Source organism: Nostoc sp. UHCC 0302 (genome assembly GCF_038096175.1).
Lineage (GTDB): Bacteria > Cyanobacteriota > Cyanobacteriia > Cyanobacteriales > Nostocaceae > UHCC-0302.
In genome coordinates this window covers 4408942-4429519 of record NZ_CP151099.1, presented here as the reverse complement: position 1 = coordinate 4429519, position 20578 = coordinate 4408942, and the positions used below count along the sequence as shown (strand labels likewise).

The window sequence follows — 20578 nt, the reverse complement described above, 5'->3', positions numbered from 1 at the left end:
ATTTAATTTCTCGGTACGCTGGGAATTTCAATTAAAAACTCTGTTCCCTCTCCAGGTTTTGAGGAACATTTTAATTGACCGTGATGTTTTTCAGCTACTATTTGATGACTAATAGATAACCCTAATCCTGTACCTTTACCTGGGGCTTTGGTGGTGAAGAACGGGTCAAAAATGTGCGATCGCACCTCTTCCGGAATCCCTAAACCATTATCAGCTATTCTAATTACAATTTGTTTATTGACAATTTGTGTACTAATCCAGATAATCAAGGGAACTTTCGGAAAGTTTTTTGATGATTTTAAACGCTTCTCTTGTATAGTTATAAATTTTTGCTCTAATGCATCAATGCTATTACTCAAAAGATTCATAAATACCTGATTTAGTTGAGCGGGATAGCATTCAAGTAAGGGTAAAGTAGCATAGTCTTTGACAATCTCAATTGCTGAGCGCTCACCACTGCTTTTAAGCCGATGCCCTAAAATAAGCAAAGTACTATCTAATCCCTCATGAATGTCTATAGGCTTCAATTCAGCCTCATCTGTACGAGAGAAGTTTCGTAGTGACAGTACAATTTGGCTAATACGTTCTGTTCCTATTTTCATCGATTCAAGCGTTTTGGGTAAATCTTCGATGATAAAATCCAAATCACTTTTGTCGATTTTTTCTTTAATTGATGGGGATAAAAAGTCATTTTGACGGTAAATTTTCAAGATATTCAAAAGTTCTTGATTATATTCATTTAAATGTATGAGATTGCCAGAAATAAAACTGACAGGATTGTTAATTTCATGAGCAACTCCCGCAAGTAATTGTCCTAAGCCTGCCATTTTCTCACCCTGAATTAACCGAGACTGAGTTTGTTTTAATTCTTGCAAAGCTTGGGTAAGTTCTAGAGTTTGACGTTTTGTTTGTTCTAATAACTCCGCTTGCTGAATTGCAACTCCTAATTGCACTGCTACTTGGGCTAGTAAATTAATTTCCTCTTCTTTCCAATAACGCGGTTGCGAATTTTGATAAGCAACTAGCAATCCCCATAATTTTTCACCCTCACGAATAGGAACAAAAGTTTCGTTGCGCGGAAGTTCGTTATCATCATCTGTATCTTCGAAGGTTTCTGGAATCATGGATTTGGCTTGGGCCACAGGTTTCCAACCATCTTTGAATGAATCGGCTACAAATTTACCGCTCCAATCTGAGTTAAATCGGTAGATTGCAACTCGCTCTACTTCGAGCAACTCTCTAACAGCTTGAGTAGTAGTTCTAAAAATAGTTTTAATATCAAGCGACTGACGGATTTTATCAATGGTTGCAGCTAGAAGTTTTTGCCGTTCCATCGCTTTATCGCGTTCGGTAGCTTCTGCTAGCTGGACAGCCTGCGTTTGAACTTGTTTTAAATAGGAATCTTGTTTTAATGCAACTCCCAGTTGCTCGGCTATTTGACTGGCAAATTCGACTTCTGAAGATTGCCATTGGCGAGGAGCATTACATTGGTGAATACATAGCAGTCCCCACAGCTCACCTTCTTGCAATAGAGGTGCGACCATATTCGCACGCACTTGAAATCTTGCCAGTATTTGGACGTAGCAAGCTTGAAAATCTGCTTGATAAATGTCAGCGATCGCATTTACCCGACCTTGAGCATAAAGCTGTGCAAACCTTTCACTAAAGCAGTAATCATAAACTTTTTCTGCGATGGCTGAATTCCAACCGTGAGCTACATTCTCGTAAATAAATTTTCCTTCCCAGTCTTGTTGAGGGTCAAAGCGGAAAACCCCCACTCGGTCGGCTTTTAGTAGTTGCCGCACTTCAGTCACAGAAGTTTGAAATATTGTGTCTAAATCCCAAGACTCACGAATGCGGGCAATGACAGCAGTTAATGTTTTTTGTTGTTCTGCTTGATATCGAGCTTCTAACAACAGCTTGTTATGTTCTAGAGCAACACCTAAGTTTTCTGCTATTTGGCTGACAAATTCCATTTCAGAAGGCTGCCAAGTTCGGGGATTGCCACATTGGTGTACACACAACAAACCCCATAGATTTCCTTGCTTCAACAAAGGAACCACTAAATTAGCACGCACTTGAAATTTGCCCAGAATCTCAGTGTGACATTCACTTAATCCAGCATCGTAGATATCTGCCACTGCTTGCACCCGACCTTTTTGATAATGAACAACAAATTGTTCCCCAAAACAGTGGTCGTAAACTTTAGCTGTGATAACTGAGTTCCATCCAGGTGTAACATCCTCAGAAATAAATTCTCCTTCCCAGTCTTTTTGAGGGTCAAACTGAAAGATTGCCACTCGGTCTGCTTGCAGCATTTGCCGCACTTCGTTAACGGTAGTTTGAAAAATTATATTTAAATCTAACGACTCTCGAATGCGAGTAATAACACTAGTCAGCGTCTTTTGTTGTTCTGCTTGGTATTGAGCTTGTGCTAACAACTGATGGTGTCGCAGTACCACACCAATTTGTGTACCAATTTTGCTTAATGATTCGACTTCATAAGATTGCCACTGTCTAGGTGAGCTATTTTGGTAAGCAGCGATAACTCCCCAAAGTTTATCTCCTTGAAGAATGGGGGCAGTTGCAAAAGCTTTTGCCTGGAATTGTTCTAATAGAGTTACATGGCAGTCTTTTAATCCGGCTTGATAAATGTCATTGGCTGTAAATGTCTCGTTGTCAACGTAACGTCCCCCTTGCGTTTGTTGTAAATAAGTATCCGCGATCGCAGGCTGAACACCAACCAAAGGAACCCAGCCTTCGGTACATGATTCTGCAACAAAATTACCACTCCAATCAGCATTAAAGCGAAAGATTGCTACTCGGTCAGCTTGCAATAATTCGCGTATTTCTTGAGTTGTTGTTTTGAAAATGGTGTCAACATCAAGCGGTGAACGAATTTTATCGACCAACTGAGCAATTACTTGATCGCGCTGGGCTGCTTGCGCCAATTTTGCAGATTGTAATTCGACTTCATGCAGATGATTTACTTGTTGAATAGCAACTGTTAAATGGTCAGAAATTTGGCGAATAAATTCAATTTCGGATTCTTTCCAGTCACGAGCCTCACTGCACTGATGGATGCAAAGCAGTCCCCACAAATCTTTCTTGCGTAAAAGAGGAACAATTAGATTGGCACGTACCTGAAACTTACTCAAAATTTCTATATGGCAATCACTCAATCCGGCCTCGTAAATATCAGCTACTGCTTGCATCCGTCCTTGTTGATAATTAACAGCAAACTGTTCACCAAAGCAATGATCATGGACTTTTACTGCTTTTGCTGAAATCAAACCAGGTGCAACATCTTCAGAAACAAATTCTCCTTCCCAATCCTGATCAAAATTAAACTGAAAGACCGCTACTCGGTCAGCTTTGAGCAAGCGACGTATTTCTGTAACAGTAGTTTGAAAGATTGTTTCTAAGTCAAGAGATTCTCGAATTCGGATAATCACACTCGCCAGAGCTTTCTGTTGCTCTAGTTGCTCTTGCAGTTGAGTGCTTGACAATAAAAGTTGATTTTCGGTGAAATTTGAATTGAGTTCCATTGCTCTGGATTAGGGAATTTTATCTTAATATTTCTTATACCCAGCTTCATTTGGTTAAACAGCGTCAACCTGAGTTTGACAAACTTCAAATTTTTAAAGTGTCGAAATATTTCTTAGAAGATGGTTATTGTTATAGTTCCCCGTTCTTTCGCTATCTTCATAAAAGGGTAAAAATAATTTTGGCTTGTACGCAACACCGGACAATTGAGGAGGCAGGGGAGCAGGCAGACAACAAGAATAACTTCTACCTCTGCCTCCTGTTTCCGAAACCACGCCCATTTGTCAAAAATTGCCTGACAGACTGCGTGATTTCAGGTTAAATGTTCAAAAGGTATGCACTCTTCAAGAGTTGTCGGGTAATATTCGTGATTCAAAACAATCAAAAACCTTCTCGTTCTTTCGCTGGGATTGCTGGCATTGTTGCTGTTGCCACATTAATTAGTAAAGTCTTTGGTTTGGTTCGGCAGCAAGCGATCGCGGCCGCTTTCGGCTTAGGGGCGGCGGCTGATGCTTTTAACTACGCCTACACAATCCCTGGATTTCTGCTGATATTGCTAGGCGGGATTAACGGCCCCTTCTACAGTGCGATCGTTAGTGTCTTATCTAAGCGCAAACAAGAAGAAGCGGCTCCCTTAGTGGAAACTATTACCACACTAATCGGCGGAGTTCTGCTTGTTGCCACAATTTTTATCGTATTTTTTGCCCCTAATTTCATTGACTTATTTGCACCTGGTTTAAGACTCGGTAACAAAGATTTAGTTAGGGAAATTGCGATCGTGCAACTCCAAATTATGGCTCCGATCGCAGTCTTAGCAGGACTCATTGGTATCGGTTTTGGAGTTCTCAATGCGGCTAATCAGTTTTGGCTACCCTCCATCAGCCCTTTGTTTTCTAGCATTACAGTGATTGTTGGTTTGGGCGCTCTCTATTTACAACTAGGTAGCAAAATTAGCACTCTGGAATATGCCAAATTAGGCGGCATGGTTTTAGCAGGAGGAGTTTTAGCTGGGGCAGTTTTGCAATGGTTAGTGCAGGTAATTGCTCAAACTCGGTCTGGTTTAGGTAGATTACGGTTGCGATTTGATTTTAATCAACAAGGAGTGCGCGATGTTCTCAAAATTATGGGGCCAGCGACCTTCTCTTCTGGGATGCTGCAAATCAACCTTTACACAGATTTGTTTTTTGCTTCTTTAATTCCGATTACAGGAGTTGCTGCTGCGTTGTTTAATGCGTCAATACTGGTACAAACTCCTTTAGGTATTATTTCCAATGTAATTTTGGTTCCTTTATTACCAATCTTTTCCAGGCTTACTGACCCTAATGACTGGCAAGAATTAAAAGCACGCATTCGCCAAGGGCTGATACTTTCAGCTTTTACAATGTTACCTTTGGGTGCGTTGATGATTACTTTGTCTGTGCCAATAGTACGCGTGGTTTATGAACGTGGAGCTTTTAAGGGCATAGATTCAATGCTGGTATCCTCACTGTTAATTGCTAACGGGATTGGGATGTTTGCTTATTTGAGTCGTGATGTCTTAGTACGAGTATTTTATGCGTTAGGTGATGGCGATACACCCTTTCGTATCAGTATGATTAATATCTTTTTCAACGCCCTATTTGATTACATTTTAATCAAACCTCTTGGCGCTCAGGGTTTAGTTTTAGCCACTGTTAGCGTGAATTGTAGCTCAGTATTAATGTTGTTATTCTTACTGAATCGAAGGCTAAATGGTTTGCCTTTACTTGAGTGGAGTGTGCCAATTCTGAGTTTGACTGTAGGTAGCGTTATAGCTGGAATTGCCAGCTATGGGACTTTAGTTGGTTGTCAGCAGGTGTTAGGCAAAGAAGGTTTACTGATTCAACTATTACAGTTGTGCGTATCTGGCTTAGTGGGGATTATAGTATTTGGTGCGATCGCTTCCTGGATGAAAATACCAGAGGTAAATTCTTTTATATCTCGTCTGCGTCAGCGCTTTTTGAAAAATTAACTGTCAACAGAATTATTAAATTGGTTCACCCAAGTGGGTGAAAAACAATTCAACCGCTTGGATGACCAGAGTGTGCGAGGTTGAATTTTCTTAAAAAGGTGATTCTAGTACTAGAAAGTATTAATTCTACTTAAATCTAGTCAAAAGAAACCTATGAACCTTAAAACTTTAACCGCTTCTGCACTTACTGTTGCTTCTATTATCTTTTCTGCTGGTATTGCATCTGCTCAACCAGTAGGTACTAACGGTACTAACGGCAACTACATCGGTGTTGGTTTAGCTGCTGGTGCAACTAGTGGTGGGCAAGGAAACGATGAGGCTCAACTTGGTGGAAATGTTCAAGGACGTTACGCCGTGCCTAATGCGCCTGTTTCACTGCGGGGTTCCCTGCTGTATGGTGGTGATGCTGCGGCAATTATGCCCATAGTCACTTATGATGCACCTATCGCAAGAAACACTAACGTTTACTTCGGTGGTGGTTATTCCTTTGTCACCGAAGAAGGTCAAAACACCCCATTGGGCAATCGGAATTCACCTGTAGTAACTCTTGGTGCTGAATCAGAAGTTAGCAAAAATGTGATTGCTTACGGTGATGCTAAATGGGGCATTGACGCTTACAAAAACAGTGATGCTGATGCTGTTAGCTTCCAAGCTGGTTTAGGCTATCGCTTCTAATGATTGAGTAGGAGGCAGAATGAATTCTTAATTTTAAATTTTAAATTTTGAATTGATTTGCCTCCCCTACTCCCTACTCCCTTGTTGATACAAAGCGATCGCATTTTCCCGTAAGATGGCAATGGCGATCGCTTCTGCTTCACTCGCTGTGATATCCGAATCCTTAATTGCCTGCTCTAGTACTTCCCCCAACGCTTGACGACCCCATTTTGCCCCCAAGTAATACAACTCTGGAATTGAGTGTGCATCAGACGAATACATCAATTTACTAGTAGGAGTTAGTTCCAACAATTGCCGAATTGTCTCTCGCATCCCGGAGACGCTTAAAAAAGGTACTGCCAAACCAAAATCCAAATAAACTTGAGGGTAGACAGAAGCAAGATATCCAGCTTCTTGCATATAAGGATAGGAAGCGTGTAACAGTACTAGGGGTGCATTGCGGTACTCGGATGACTCCAACAAAGAACGTAGGTACAGAGGATTTGCTAATCGCAAGTCTAAGTCAGGGTCGCCATAACCAGTGTGCAATTGCACTGGTAGACGATATTTAGCTGCAATTAATAGTGCTTGTTGTAAGAGAAAATCAATTAAGGGCTTGTTTGCTAAACGCAAGGGCTGATTTTGCAGTTCTTGCTTGAGGTTATAAAACTGAGCAACAGCCACCTCCACAGCAACAGGTTGGATATTCAAACCGCTACGGTAACAGGCAATACTTTTAAAAGCTATAACCCCTGGTGGTGGTGGGTCAAGTTGGCTATTGAATGTTTCGAGGAAAGTCTCAAAATCTCCTATTTGAGGAATCAGCTCTTCTGCTAATACCTCTAACCGTAAAATTCTTTGTACAGGAATAAATCTTTGATGCCATGATAGCGGCAAGATAGTTTCTGGCTGTAATCCATCATCTAAGTAAATCGCTTCCAGATTAGCAGCACTGAAATATAGTTGTGTTAGATGTTCGATTCCTAAACTGTTTCGACGCGCTAAAATTGCTTCTTCCTGCGCCTCACAATCTAATACAGCAGCAATTTCTCTGAGGCTACGCCGATAGAATAATGTGTGGCGGGTATGGTAATTTATTATCTCTGGATCATAACCTTCAGTGAATGCAGCAGCATAAGGATAACGATCAGCTACTTCAGGTCGTAGGATGTTGTGGGCGTGTTGGTCAATTAGAGGAATATCAGCAAGATTCATTGTTAATACAGCAGAATATACTGTGTTGCGTGAGTTAAGTGCTGTAGTTTTATTCCCACGTTATTATAGCGGTTCTGATTTGCATGAAATACAAAAAACCTCACCCCATCATCTTAGAATTTATATGTTTTAAATTGAGGTAATACCAATTTGAAAAAAGAATGTGACAAATAGACCATTTGTAGAGACGCGATGAATCGCGTCTTCATGGAAGGATGTGTTGTAATCATTAATTGAATTGGTGTTATGCCAATGCATCGCTGTGTTATGCCAATGCAACACTGTGTTATGCCAATGCAGCTTAATGCATTATTCTTTTAACATTTGCGCTAGACAAAAGCAGTCTTATATAGGGGAAGCGGTTGAAAATTAAGTTTCTTTGCCACTTCACACAATTGAAAATCCCTATAACTTTAGTATTTCTCTAATAAAAGCTTGAGTTCTGCTTCTAATTCCCAATCTTTCATTGCTTGCCACTCGGCTTGACGTACTGCCAAAAAAGCTTGCGACAACTGTGGGTTTAAAGCATTTAAAAGAATATTGTTCTGTTTGAGGTGGTCTATAGCTTCACCAAGATTTTGTGGTAAAAGGTCAATACCATTGGCTGTGCGCTCCTCAATGGGCAAATATCCGGGGTCTTGTGTGACTGGATTGTTTGGTTCTAAACCCCGTTGTATACCATCGATGCCTGCAGCAATTACTGCACCTAAAGCTAAGTAAGGATTGGCTGATGCATCCACAGTTTTTAGCTCGAAATGACTGGGACTAGACAATCCAGGGGCGCTTGGCACTCTCACCGCCGCTTCACGGTTGTCTAGTCCCCAACAACGGAAAGCACCACTCCAACTATGAGGACGAATACGGCGGTAAGAATTGACACTTGGGGTAGTTAATGCCATCAGTGCAGGTAGATGTTCTAGTATGCCAGCGATAAATGCTCGCGCTACCGGAGAAAGACCGCAGATACCTTCTGAATCTGGTAGCAGGTTTTGTCCGTCACGCCAGAGGCTAAGATGGATGTGGCAACCGCTACCAGCAGCATCTGGGAAAATTTTAGGTAAGAAAGAAGTTGTCAGGTTGTGACGATGTGCGATCGCTCTGACTGTTTCTCTAAAAGCAATCTGCCAATCAGCTGCACGTAAAGCATCAGTATACCGCATCGAAATTTCCTGTTGACCAGGGCCAGATTCTGGATAATACTGTTCTACAGGAATTCCTTGGGTAATAAGTGCATCAGCAATCTCATCAATTACTTCTCGATTAATATCCATTGCCTGAGTAGAGGCAAAGACTGTGGAGTCTGCGGATACAATTCCCTCAGATGTTTGCCGTAACAAGTAAAACTCATTTTCAAATGCTGCCTTAATTTCTAATCCCTCGCGTCTGGCTGCTTCAATCATCCGCGTTAGAAAATTACGGGGACACAGCGCCCAAGGGTTACCATTAAATACCATGTTTCCCATGACACGGGCATGACCCGGAGCATAAGGTAAACGAGTTAGGCTAGACCAATCTGGTACTAAGCGAATTTCGCCTACTGGCCCTAGACCAGTTTCGGGAATCACCGCATCATACATTACAGGTATTCCCTGTTGCCCAGCAGAGATTCCCACACCATACTCAAAATAGTGGGCTAACATTCCCACATGAACAGCTTTGCCACGAATGATGTTGGCGTTATCGCACCAGATGATCCGAAAAAACTTGCTCCCAGCGTCTTGAAGGGATTTTTTGACTTGCTTAAATGTGATTTTTTTTGCCATTAGTCAAATTATCTCGTTTTTGAGTTTATTTGACAATTTTCCCATTCATGCACAAGGTAGAATAACTAAAAACACGAGGGCAGAAAAGTTTGTGGTGAATACATCTAACATCCCCAAATTACCCTTACCACCGCCACTTGTGGGTTCAGAAGTCGGTTCTTTTACTGAGTATACTGTGACTCAACGGATGCCTGCGATCGCCCGCCGAGTCATTGCCGAAAATAATTTTCCACCCGATATTAATGCTAGCTTAGAAAGCCTAGCCGCAGAACTGCCAACGGGATATTTGCGACCCTTATTAAATGATACTAGTGCAGACTTTACCAACTGGAACACATATCTAGAATCATACAAGGAGCAGCGTTGGGTAGATATTCCCTGGTTCTTTGCAGAAACTTATTTTTATCGCCTGATTTTAGAAATTACTAATTACTTCCGCCCTGGTATGTCGCAAGGTGTTGACCCATTTGAATTGCAAAAAGCTCAAGGTTTAGAAGCATCTCTTGATTCGATTATCTCTTTGTGTAATCAGGTAAATCAATGGTTGAATGATTCGCAAGAAGAGAAATTACAAGAAACCGCTTTTATTGCACTGTTACATTTTGCTCTGTGGGGAAATCGAGTTGACTTGAGCTTGTGGTCAGTATTTGAAGGTGACCGAAGTAGCTTTGATATTCAAAGTCAACTAGCCCACATCTTAGTAGATGATGCCTTGCAAGTCGTCGAGTTGTTAACTAGTTCTCCAGGTCGACGCGTTGATTTCGTTGTAGATAACGCTGGTTTTGAACTTGTCTGTGACTTATGCTTAGTAGATTTTTTATTAACCAGTGGTTTGGCTAACCAGGTTTATCTACATTTAAAGCCACATCCGACTTTTGTATCTGATGCCATGATTAAGGATGTACATGAAACAACAAAGTTTTTAGCTAATACTAGCTATGAAAAAGTAAAATTTATTGCTCAAAGATTACAAGAAAACATTGCATCAGGTCGTTTAGTACTTTCTGAAAATTACTTTTGGACATCTCCTTTAGCATTTTGGGAAATACCTGAGCCACTCAAAAATGAGTTAGCTAATTCGAGTTTGATTATAGTTAAAGGAGATGCGAATTATCGGCGATTATTAGGCGATCGCTACTGGGATTTTACCACTAACATTGCAGATATAGTCAGCTACTTACCCGCACCAATGGTAGCCCTACGCACTCTCAAATCAGAAGTGGCAGCAGGTTTAAATTCTGAAGTGATTGCAGAAGTAGCAAAATCTGATCCTTCCTGGCTGACAAATGGACAGTGGGGTGTAGTCCAGTTAGTGTCTTAAGACTAGCCCTTTCAAGGTGGGTAAAAATACGGCTCAAAAAATCCTCTTTTAATTTCTGATCTCTGTGTTCTCTGCGGTTAAATAAATTACTTTTAAACCGCAGAGGCACAGAGAACACAGAGAAAAAACAATCTTATTTTACGAGTCACCTTGAAAGGGCTAGTATCTTAAGACAAACTCTGTTGCTATGACGCCAGTTCCTAAAGCTTTGGGAACCAAAGCAATGCAGTGGTTCCCCTATATCCTATTTTAAAGATAGGTCTGATGATTGCAGACTAATTTAATTGTTACAAGCAACCCTAGCAATATTTCCTACTATCGTTCCTTCAGGATATCCACCACCATTGGGTAACCAATCCCATTCATAATACTCAGATTGAATATCATAGGGTGAACACGAGGCGATCGCACTATGTTTTTTTGGGTCGCCTTTGGTAGAAAGCCAGAACTTCACGTGTCTCCATCCTGAAGTACTTTCGTACTCAGAGCGGCTATCTAAGTCTACCTGATAAACTGTTCCTGAGTCGTCAATAGCCGCTGTGACAAGATTTTCAGCAGAAGCAGTGCTGGCAATTCCTAAAACGGTGGACGCCACAAACAAAGTACTAATTACAATATGCCTCATAATTGTGAGTTCTATTTCCTGTATTAATTAATTATTCAAGCAAAATAAGAACTATTCCAGAAAATACGCAGAACTTTTAGTAGAGCGAAAATTTGTGTCGGCGCGTTATAAAAAGAATAATGAAGACTCAAAAGAAACGAAACGCACTGCGCCAATCACTGACAGTTTTCCGGTACAGTGGACGGGCTGTAAGCTTGGTGTGGACTACTAACCGCACCTTGACCATTCTTCTGGCTACTTTAACTTTAGTGGCTGGTCTTTTACCAGCTGCGATCGCCTACATCGGTAAGTTAATTGTTGATGCGGTAGTTTTGTCGTCGCAAGTTGGCGCAAACAGTAATATTTCTCGACCTTTATTGTATGTGGGCTTGGAAGCGATCGCTGTAATTTTACTGGCTGGCAGTCAGCGGGGACTAACCATTTGTCAGTCGTTATTGCGGGTACTACTTGGACAGCGGGTGAATGTACTCATATTAGAAAAGGCGCTGAAACTGGATCTTCGCCAGTTTGAAGACTCAGAATTCTATGACAAATTGAGTAATGCTAGGCGAGAAGCATCAACTCGCCCCCTTTCTTTAGTAAACCGCACCTTTGGCTTGGTGCAAAGCGCCCTTTCTCTTGCCACCTATGGCTTTTTGTTGGTAAATTTCTCGCTTTGGGCAGTACTAGTACTGATTTTGGCAGCAATGCCTGCATTCTTTGCAGAAACAAAATTTGCCGGAGAAGCCTTTCGCCTGTTTAGTTGGCGTGCGCCTGAAACCCGTCAACAGCACTATATAGAAAATTTGCTGGCGAGAGAAGACTTTGTTACAGAAGTCAAACTCTACCAGTTGGGAGAGATGCTATTAGGACGTTATCGCAACCTTTTTGATCAACTCTATGGCGAAGACCGGGACTTAACTCTGCGTCGGGGATTATGGGGATATCTGCTGAGTTTAGTTAGTAGCGTTGCTTTTTACATCGCTTATGCTTGGATTGTCTTGGAAACAGTGGCAGGTAAAATTTCTCTGGGTGATATGACGATGTACCTCACTGTGTTCCGCCAAGGACAGTCTACTTTTTCTGGTGTCCTGACTTCTATCGGCGGAATGTACGAGGACAACTTATATCTCTCAAATCTCTACGACTTCTTAGAAGAAAAAGTACCCAAGTCTTGGGGTAAAGCAACCAAAGGTTTAAATCCTCAAGATGGTATCCGCTTTGAGAATGTATCGTTTACTTATCCAGGAAGTTCAAAGCTAGCTTTGAATAACATTTCGCTACATCTAAAACCCGGAGAAAAACTCGCAATTGTCGGTGAAAACGGTTCTGGTAAAACTACTTTAATTAAACTACTCACTCGACTTTATACCCCAGACTCTGGACGTATTTTACTAGAGGGTTTGGATTTGCAAGAATGGGATGTAGATGTGTTGCGGCGTCGCATTGGTGTGATTTTCCAAAACTTTGTCCGCTACCAGTTTACCGTTGGGGAGAATATCGGCGTGGGTGATGTGGAACACCTAGAAGATAACAAGCGCTGGCAAGTTGCTGCCCAAAAAGGCATGGCACAACCTTTTATTGAGGAATTGCCTCAAAGTTTTCAAACCCAGCTTGGTCGTTGGTTCAAAGGAGGACAGGAACTTTCTGGGGGACAGTGGCAGAAAATTGCCCTAGCCCGTGCTTTTATGCGAACCCAAGCAGATATCTTAGTTTTGGATGAACCGACATCTGCAATGGATGCCCAAGCGGAGTTTGAGATTTTCAATCATTTTCGCGCCCTTACCAAAAATCAGATGGTATTGTTGATTTCTCACCGCTTTTCAACAGTACGTATGGCTGACAAAATTGTCGTGATAGAAGGCGGTAAAGTTTTGGAACAGGGAACTCACGAGGAATTGTTAAAGACTGGGGGTCGTTATGCCAAGCTTTTCTTGTTACAAGCGGCGGGGTATCAGTAGGGATGGGGACTGGGAATTGGGGATTGGGGACTGGGGATTGGGAAATGGAAGAAGACGTTTATTTTCTGTTATGAAAGCAATTGATGGTATCTGTTGAGCCTTTGAACTCGGAAGTTGGTGTTCAGAACTCGGAAATTGGTGTTCGGAACTCGAAAGTTGGTGTTCAGAACTCGAAAGTTGGTGTTCGGAACTCGGAAGTTGATGTTCGGAACTCAAAAGTTGGTGTTCGGAACTCGGAAGTTGGTGTTCGGAACTCGAAAGTTGGAGTTTGGAACTTGGAAGTTGATGTTCGGAACTCGAAAGTTGGTGTTCGGAACTCGGAAGTTGAAGTTAAAGCTTGATTGACCCTTTATCCTTGTACAGACGCGATTAATCGCGTTTTGTACAAAACCGATTAATCGCGTCTCTACTACCCTTGACTGTAATTTGGAGCAGCTACGATGAAATTGATTTCTGATCCACCGATTCCTGTAAGAATTCAAAAGATGAAAGAACGGGTGAGGTGGAGGCATCCAAGTATTTTACAACGCGGAATTGACCAAACTTGCATGGTTTTAGACGATCGCAAGGAAGATAGCCCCGAATTTTCGTTTATGGTAATTGGTGATAGTGGCAGTAAGCCCCATTTCAAGCAACATCCCCAACGAAAAGTTGCGGAACTCATGCTTCCTCACCGCGATGATTGTCGTTTTGTGTTGCACACTGGGGATGTAATCTATGTGGTGGGTTCCCACGAGTATTACCCAACAAACTTTATCGAACCTTACCGAGAGTTTCTCGTAGGTGGCGACAATCCTAAAAATATTCCTTACAATCGCATGGTGTTTAATCTGCCGTTTCTGCCAGTGCTAGGAAATCACGATTATTACGATGTGCCGTTCATGTACCGTTTGCTCACAGGAAGCACGCTGCGCCTACGTCGGATGTTGCGCTATAAAGATTTTGAGATTGGCTGGCATGGATCAAATCAAGGTGATGCATACTCCCGGGCGTTCCTAGACTATATGGCAGCCATCTCTCCAAAAGAATTGGAACGTCATTTAGATCAGCACTACACTGCTAAAACTGACATGGGGCGCTGTCTGCGTTACCAACCGGGACATTTTACTCGTATCCCTAACCGTTATTACACTTTTCGCTACGGTGGTATCGATTTTTTCGCCCTAGATTCTAATACCTTTAATACACCATCTCCTCTGCCTGCGACTCAAGCAGGGGATATCAGCCGCCGCGAATTACAAAAGCGCCGCCAGGAGATAGATGAAGAAGAATTACAGATTTTGGCAATGAGCGATCGCCTCAATCCCGATAACCCCGCCGATGCCGAACAACTCGATTCGCTGAGTGCCAAATTAGACCAAATCAACGAAATAAAAATCGATATCGAGAAGCAGCTAGCATCCAACAAAATGTCTGCTATTGATTTTGAACAACTTGACTGGTTAAAAAACAGGCTGATTGAATCTTGGAATACCGCAGAGGTACGCGGACGCATCATCTTTTTCCATCATCCCCCCTACGTCACGGAGGCGACGAAGTGGCATCAAGCGCAAACCTTAGCAGTTCGCCACCGCTTGCGCTGGGTATTTGAAGCAGTAGCGGAAACTGTTGGTTTAATTGCCAAAGAGCGTCCAATAGTCGATTTGATTTTAAACGGTCACGCTCACTGTCTAGAATATCTCCGCACGGCTGATACTGGCTTCGCTGACTCCAATATCAACTGTATTATCTCTGGTGGTAGTGGGCATCGTCCCCGCCGTCAGCGAGAAGAAGGAACAGAATTAATGGAGACTTTTACAGAAATTGCAGGTCAACCCACCCGTAAAGTTGCGGATTCACATCTTTATATCGGTCGTTATGATTACAATTCGCAAAAGCATTTGCCTTACTCAGCCGTGCGGATTGATGTTCAAGACGGTCGCCCACCTAAGTTTATTGTCAGACCTTTAGTAGCAGAGCGTGTTGACCAACAGTGGTATAACCGCGAGCTTGAACCGTTTGTGATTTAAACAGCTAAGCTGAGTAGTGAGTAAATAGGCTTGGATAATGACGCTAAATCATTTAGAAACTGGGTCTAAGAAAGCAGTACCTGGTTTTCTTAGCTGAAACAATACCACTGTAGCAGGCTCTGTTGAGCTAGAATTCCTAGCCCGCACAACAGTATTAATCGGCTCCATAATCGCTTTGCCTGCTGGTACTGAAATTGAAGGCTGACCAGACTTAAAATCAACGATATACTCGCCACTTATAGTGTAAGCAAACACAGGCGACCCATGTGTATGCCAGATACTTACATCTCCTGGTGCTATAGTCGCCGTCAGCATTTCACCTTCTAACACCGATTCTTTTGGTAATTCGCTAGTTTTAACACTGAGAACTCTAGTAGGCTCTGGTGTAACTTGCTTTGCAGGAGTCTGTGCCAACGAGATACCCCAATACCCTACTCCGAGTATGACAACCAGCAAAACCACAAGAATAGCCTGTTTGACTTTCATCGCTCACACCTCAAGTGAAGACACATACGATATTTGAGAGGTTGAACCCAAAGTTTTTGGATATTTCCTCAGTAAGTCTTTGCAATACAGCTATCAATACAATACATTACCACTAAAAATGACTATGGCACAGTAATCACAGCCACTGGACAATGTGCTTTACTCAAAATTGCATCCACTCTGTGACCGAAGAAAACCCGACCTGTGACCATGCGGATACTACTTCCTAAAATAATTAAGTCAACCTCCTGCTTTTGGGCAAAGTTGAGGATTTCTCTTTCTGGACTGGTTCCTTGAAGAACATAAGTTTTGACATCAGCACCCAAATTGCGTCCAATTGCTGCTTGCCGTTCGAGTAAATCATGGGCCATTTCTCTGACTGGACTGAGCGATCGCTGTTCGTAGAGAATGTACTCAACTTGTGGCAAATTAATTACATTCACCATCATTACTAAGGCTCCTGTTTGAGCAGCGATCGTACTTGCCACTTCTACAGCATTTTTGCTATATTCTGTCCCCACCGTTGGCACGAGAATGTTTTTCAGCTGTTGTTGAGCGATTCTGCATGACTCGCCTTGGGGTTGAGGTAAGTGCGACTTCACCACCATCGTTGCACAAGGAGCTTCTTGGACTACTCGGTCAACAAGCAAATTAAACAATGCTTTTTGGGGGCGCGTCTGTTCAGATGCTCCCAGGACGATCAAGTTATAGTTTTTGTTGGCTTCATTCAGAATTACTTCCGCTTTATTACGCCCAGACTCGGTTTTTGTTTGTAGGGTAGTACTATCAGGTAGCTGCATTTCCTCAACAACAGAAGTAAGTGCTTCCTCGGCGGCGTTATCTTTAACCTGAGTTGCCGTCCGACGTGCTTTTTTTTGAGGTTGCTTATCACTGAGAGCATACAAAGCTGTAACCTCTACCGAGTTTTGGTGAGCTATATGACCGACTAACTGCGCCGCAAGCTGGATATTGGGGCCACCGCTTGTTGGTACTAGGATACGGTGAATCTGTTTAACAAAGCTACGGCTTGCTTGTTCTTCTTGCTCTAAGCGTTGAGCTTCTTCTTCACCTATGACTACCTTCGACAGGCATAAGCGTAAAAGAGGGGGAGCCATGAGAGAAGTTGCGATCGCTACCATCACAATTATCGAGTACATCTGAGGATTCAGGACTCCCAAAGATAAACCGATTGTGGCGACAACAATTTCCATTGCTCCGCGTGCGTTCATCCCGGAACCCATTGCTAAACCTTCCCAATGGCTCAAACCGCCGACGCGAGAACCAATGTAAGCACCTGTAAATTTACCAACACAGGCCACAGTCAGCACAATCAATCCAAATAATAAAGTCTGGGGAACAAGTAGAGTGACTAAGTTAACTTTCAACCCAGCACTAGCAAAGAAAATTGGTGCGAGAAAGGCTGCTGTGAATACTTCTAGGGTATGTCCCGCTTCATTGCTAAAGCGGCGAGATTGACCTGCGAGAATCCCCAGCACAAAAGCACCTAATGCTGCTTCTAGACCCAAGGCGTGGGTTAGTGCTGCTGCTGAGAGCGATAAAATCAGCACAACCGATATACTGGCGGCGACTCCACCAACGTAGTCATCAACCCACCGCAAAATCTGGTCTACGATGGTACGCCCAATTGTGAAGGCAATGGCTAGAAATAATACAGCCGCGCTGACTGAGTGAAAAATTGTTCCAAAGTCAAATTTCCCGCTGCTAGCTAGCCCTGAAACCACGGAAAGTAAAATCCAGCCGATGGTGTCGTCGGTCATGCCAGCTGCTAAGGTAACTTGACCAATGTCACGGCGAATTAGATTCAAGTCCATCAGCACTTTAGCAATCACTGGGACTGCCGAAATACTCATTGCTGTGGCGATAAAGAGACTGAATACCAGTCGCTTGTCTGGCTCAGCCAAAAAATCATCTGGCAATAGCCAGCCCAATCCGAATCCTGTAAGAAAAGGGATAATAATTCCGCCCAGTGAAATGAGCAGAGCCGTTTTTCCTTTACGCAGAATCAGCTTTAGATCCGTCTCCAGCCCAGTCACAATTAGCAAAAATAACACACCCAACCAAGAAATTACCGAAAGTAAATTAGACTGTTCTTGGCTTTGGGGAAAGATTTGCGCCTGTATATCTGGAAGGAGCAAACCAAATAAAGAAGGGCCAAGCAGCACACCTGCAAGTAATTCCCCAACAACAGGAGGTTGGCTAATCCGACGCATGAACTCGCCTAATCCCCGCGCTACCAAAAGCAACAGCGACAGTTGAAGCAGCACTAACAGCAGTTCATGATGACCGAGAGGTTTAATCACACCGTCACCTGCTGCTTTCTGTGCAGCCAGTAGAGGCAGAAACATCAAGGGCAGGTTTTCCATATAGAAGTTCAAGGGTTGGATGACGAAGTTTTTTAAAAACGCTTTTTCAAGTAAATCCTGAAAATGCTTACTTCCACATCGGTCTAACGGCAAAATTACAGTAGAATTCAGAATTCAGTCGCCAGAATTCAGAAGAGAAGGGAAACAAGCTTTCTACGTGGCTTTACTTCGACTACGCTCAGTAACCATAAGACCTATATTGTGTATTCGAGCAACTTTAAATCTGCTGTCGCTATGTGTGGAAATTTGGTAATGGGTATTTGGCAAAACCTGTTGCAAGAAGTGGCAAACTATCAACTAAGTAATTAACCGCACAAAGATGAGCCGAACTCGTAAGTTGGATTTTTTACTTTTTCTATTAATTTTCCTAGTGATGCTGGGTGGTTCACTGCTTGAGTTAGCTGGCAATGTAGCAAGAGCAGATTCTTTATCTACCACTGTTTACGAACAGCGGGTAATCCATAACCTAGATGGTATTGGCAAATATTACATGGGGCGAGAAATCGCCAAAGTTATGGGATACACAGGTGCAGACTGGCTAGAACGACCAAGCCGGGAGAGGGAGGAACAGCCGAGTAAAATAATCAGCGTTCTTAGCTTGGAACCTGATGATGTCGTGGCAGACATTGGCGCTGGTACAGGTTACTTGAGCTTTCGCATCGCGCCGCTATTAACAAAAGGAAAGGTGCTGGCTGTAGATGTTCAGCCACAAATGCTCGATATTATTGAATTGTTAAAACAAGAAAACAATATCACCAACGTTGAGCCTGTTTTGGCAACTCTTACCGACCCCAACCTAGCACCTGTAAGTATTGATTTAGCGCTGATGGTTGATGCCTACCATGAACTTGAATATCCCCAAGAAGTGATGCAGGGGATTGTAAAAGCACTTAAACCAGGCGGTAGGGTAGTTTTGGTTGAGTACCGGGGCGAAAATCCTTTTATTATGATTAAGCGTGTACACAAGATGACGCAGAAGCAAGTACGCAAGGAGATGCAAGCTGTGGGTTTAGTTTGGCGTGAAACTAAAAATTTGTTACCGCAGCAGCATTTAATGGTATTTGAAAAACCAGACTCATAATAACTCGTAATTCTTAATGACGCTCTCTACGAGACCAAGGCGTTAGCGGAGCTTTCGCTTTAGCGATACGCGAACTCGATACGCTAACGTAATTCGTAATTACCTGATGAAGGACAGCTAGTTGCTCTACATCTTTATTAACTATGAATTATTCGGTTACAGCGATTTTTAGTGTCAGTCTATTTTTTTTTGAATGAAACTAGCGATTTTAGTTGTACTATCCCAAACTATCCAGCTAATAGAATTATCTAAATCCTCAGGGCTATTTGAAACTTTAAAATATAGCTTTTCTTCACCTTTTCTTTCAATAGCAAAGTCGGCGTTTTGGGCATAAACTACTATAAAACCTTTGTCTCGTAAACAATACATTGCCCAGGCTTTCAATGATTGCTTGTATGGTTCGTGTGGAATTGGCGGTTTTGTGATTGTGTCTTCAATTAATTTAAATATTTGTGTGAGTTTCGCAGTCATAGTAGATACTTTTGTTATTACCCCTAAGTTAACTAGCTTCTGGATCGCAACGAATTTCAATCATAAAGCCATCAGGATCGTAGAAATACACACCTCTACCAGTAGGACGGGTGACTGGGCCATGAGCGATCGCTATTTCATTTTCTCTGATTACTGCCACTGCTTGCTCAAATAACTGCGGCTCTATATCAAAGGCTAAATGGTATGCTCTGGTAAAACTCTTTTCTGGATCTGGATTCGGTGGTGTTAAATCAGGTGTCCAAAATAAATCTAGAATTGTACCGTCGGGTGTAACAAAATTCGCTACTTTACCAGATGCGACGAGTTCAATCAAAGTCGCTGGTACTTCATCACCTGTGAGTTCATGCAAACCCAAGACATTACCATAAAAGTACCGCGAAGCTTGCATATCCTTGACATTGAGCGCAATATGATGCACTTTCCGCAGATTGCCTGGAGCAAGGACAGTGTTCCCGAATTTGGTGCTAGATAGCATAGCAGAACAAAATTTCCCTACTTGGATAGAAGTTTAACTTTTATTTGAAAGTTTACTATTCCTAATAAAAATCTATCATGCCATTTGATTATTCTTTAGACTTTAAAAATATTGATTTTCGACAACATCCTGAACTATATCGTGTTGGCAAGGGTGAGCAGGGTGTACTTATGGTTGAACCATACAAATCAGAAATTCTTCCCTACTGGCGGTTCAAAACTCCTGATATTGCTAGAGAGTCAAGTGAAAAAATCTACGAGATGTTTCTTGTTTACCTAGAACAAGATGATTTTGTCGGCGCAGACATGGCACGGAAGTTTATCCAAATGGGTTATACTCGCTCTCGCCGTTATGCTAATCATAAAAGCGGCAGAAAATATAAACAAAATTCGGAAGCATCAAGCTCCACAAAAGAAATTCTTCCTTATGAAGTAGACCCAGTTAAAGCGGAGTCAGCAGCAATATTTAAAGCCAAGTGGTTACAAGCAAAGACAAATGAGAAATATCAAGAGCTTTTAGCCAAGCATAAACAGATGTATGAGCTAGAGTAAAACACTATTAACTTTCGATGGAGCGACTTTCGGAGAGTGCGTTACG

At 42.3% G+C, this 20578-nt stretch carries 17 protein-coding genes; 8 read left to right on the top strand and 9 right to left on the bottom strand.

What is annotated here, in order from left to right; all coding sequences use genetic code 11:
* Positions 1 to 2 precede the first annotated feature (2 nt).
* Complete coding sequence (locus WKK05_RS19190) at positions 3 to 3548, bottom strand: GAF domain-containing protein (protein WP_341524701.1); 3546 nt, start codon at positions 3546 to 3548, stop codon at positions 3 to 5.
* A 320-nt stretch (positions 3549 to 3868) separates the two neighbouring features.
* Here WKK05_RS19190 and murJ point away from each other — a divergent pair, with 320 nt between their 5' ends.
* Positions 3869 to 5536: a murein biosynthesis integral membrane protein MurJ gene (gene murJ, locus WKK05_RS19185; RefSeq protein ID WP_341524700.1), complete on the top strand. Its 1668-nt coding sequence runs from the start codon at positions 3869 to 3871 to the stop codon at positions 5534 to 5536.
* A 153-nt stretch (positions 5537 to 5689) separates the two neighbouring features.
* Entirely contained in the window at positions 5690 to 6211 is a 522-nt protein-coding gene (locus WKK05_RS19180; protein ID WP_341524699.1) for an outer membrane beta-barrel protein, read from the top strand.
* A 66-nt stretch (positions 6212 to 6277) separates the two neighbouring features.
* On the opposite strand, the gene WKK05_RS19175 is transcribed toward WKK05_RS19180, so the two are convergent.
* From WKK05_RS19175 to WKK05_RS19165, 3 genes are all read right to left on the bottom strand, one after another.
* On the bottom strand, positions 6278 to 7405 hold the full coding sequence (locus WKK05_RS19175; RefSeq protein ID WP_341524698.1) for an amidohydrolase family protein: 1128 nt from the start codon (positions 7403 to 7405) through the stop codon (positions 6278 to 6280).
* Between the two features lie 129 nt (positions 7406 to 7534).
* Positions 7535 to 7663: a hypothetical protein gene (locus WKK05_RS19170; protein ID WP_341524697.1), complete on the bottom strand. Its 129-nt coding sequence runs from the start codon at positions 7661 to 7663 to the stop codon at positions 7535 to 7537.
* Between the two features lie 155 nt (positions 7664 to 7818).
* On the bottom strand, positions 7819 to 9168 hold the full coding sequence (locus WKK05_RS19165) for a glutamine synthetase family protein (RefSeq protein ID WP_341524696.1): 1350 nt from the start codon (positions 9166 to 9168) through the stop codon (positions 7819 to 7821).
* Between the two features lie 91 nt (positions 9169 to 9259).
* On the opposite strand from WKK05_RS19165, the gene WKK05_RS19160 reads away from it, so the two are divergent.
* Positions 9260 to 10489, top strand: coding sequence for a damage-control phosphatase ARMT1 family protein (locus tag WKK05_RS19160; protein ID WP_341524695.1), 1230 nt, complete (start codon positions 9260 to 9262; stop codon positions 10487 to 10489).
* A gap of 280 nt (positions 10490 to 10769) precedes the next feature.
* On the opposite strand, the gene WKK05_RS19155 is transcribed toward WKK05_RS19160, so the two are convergent.
* On the bottom strand, positions 10770 to 11114 hold the full coding sequence (locus WKK05_RS19155; RefSeq protein ID WP_341524694.1) for a hypothetical protein: 345 nt from the start codon (positions 11112 to 11114) through the stop codon (positions 10770 to 10772).
* Positions 11115 to 11233: 119 nt separating this feature from the next.
* Between WKK05_RS19155 and WKK05_RS19150 the strand changes: the two genes are divergently transcribed.
* The 3 genes from WKK05_RS19150 to WKK05_RS19140 all read left to right on the top strand — a co-directional run bounded on the left by WKK05_RS19150 (position 11234) and on the right by WKK05_RS19140 (position 15063).
* Complete coding sequence (locus tag WKK05_RS19150) at positions 11234 to 13054, top strand: ABC transporter ATP-binding protein (RefSeq protein WP_341524693.1); 1821 nt, start codon at positions 11234 to 11236, stop codon at positions 13052 to 13054.
* 83 nt (positions 13055 to 13137) lie between these two features.
* Entirely contained in the window at positions 13138 to 13395 is a 258-nt protein-coding gene (locus tag WKK05_RS19145; RefSeq protein WP_341524692.1) for a hypothetical protein, read from the top strand.
* Between the two features lie 99 nt (positions 13396 to 13494).
* Complete coding sequence (locus WKK05_RS19140) at positions 13495 to 15063, top strand: metallophosphoesterase (RefSeq protein ID WP_341524691.1); 1569 nt, start codon at positions 13495 to 13497, stop codon at positions 15061 to 15063.
* 48 nt (positions 15064 to 15111) lie between these two features.
* Here WKK05_RS19140 and WKK05_RS19135 read toward each other — a convergent pair whose 3' ends face one another.
* Positions 15112 to 15549: a hypothetical protein gene (locus WKK05_RS19135; RefSeq protein WP_341524690.1), complete on the bottom strand. Its 438-nt coding sequence runs from the start codon at positions 15547 to 15549 to the stop codon at positions 15112 to 15114.
* Between the two features lie 122 nt (positions 15550 to 15671).
* Entirely contained in the window at positions 15672 to 17933 is a 2262-nt protein-coding gene (locus WKK05_RS19130; RefSeq protein WP_341524689.1) for a cation:proton antiporter, read from the bottom strand.
* Positions 17934 to 18252: 319 nt separating this feature from the next.
* Between WKK05_RS19130 and WKK05_RS19125 the strand changes: the two genes are divergently transcribed.
* Complete coding sequence (locus tag WKK05_RS19125; RefSeq protein ID WP_341524688.1) at positions 18253 to 19014, top strand: class I SAM-dependent methyltransferase; 762 nt, start codon at positions 18253 to 18255, stop codon at positions 19012 to 19014.
* A 174-nt stretch (positions 19015 to 19188) separates the two neighbouring features.
* Here the strand turns inward: WKK05_RS19125 and WKK05_RS19120 are convergent, their stop codons facing one another.
* The gene (locus WKK05_RS19120; RefSeq protein WP_341524687.1) at positions 19189 to 19485 is read right to left on the bottom strand and encodes a hypothetical protein; all 297 of its coding nucleotides are present in this window, start codon (positions 19483 to 19485) and stop codon (positions 19189 to 19191) included.
* Between the two features lie 28 nt (positions 19486 to 19513).
* On the bottom strand, positions 19514 to 19981 hold the full coding sequence (locus WKK05_RS19115; protein ID WP_341524686.1) for a VOC family protein: 468 nt from the start codon (positions 19979 to 19981) through the stop codon (positions 19514 to 19516).
* Positions 19982 to 20058: 77 nt separating this feature from the next.
* Here WKK05_RS19115 and WKK05_RS19110 point away from each other — a divergent pair, with 77 nt between their 5' ends.
* Positions 20059 to 20532 (top strand): DUF4385 domain-containing protein, encoded by a 474-nt coding sequence (locus WKK05_RS19110; protein ID WP_341524685.1) that lies wholly within the window; start codon positions 20059 to 20061, stop codon positions 20530 to 20532.
* Positions 20533 to 20578 lie beyond the last annotated feature (46 nt).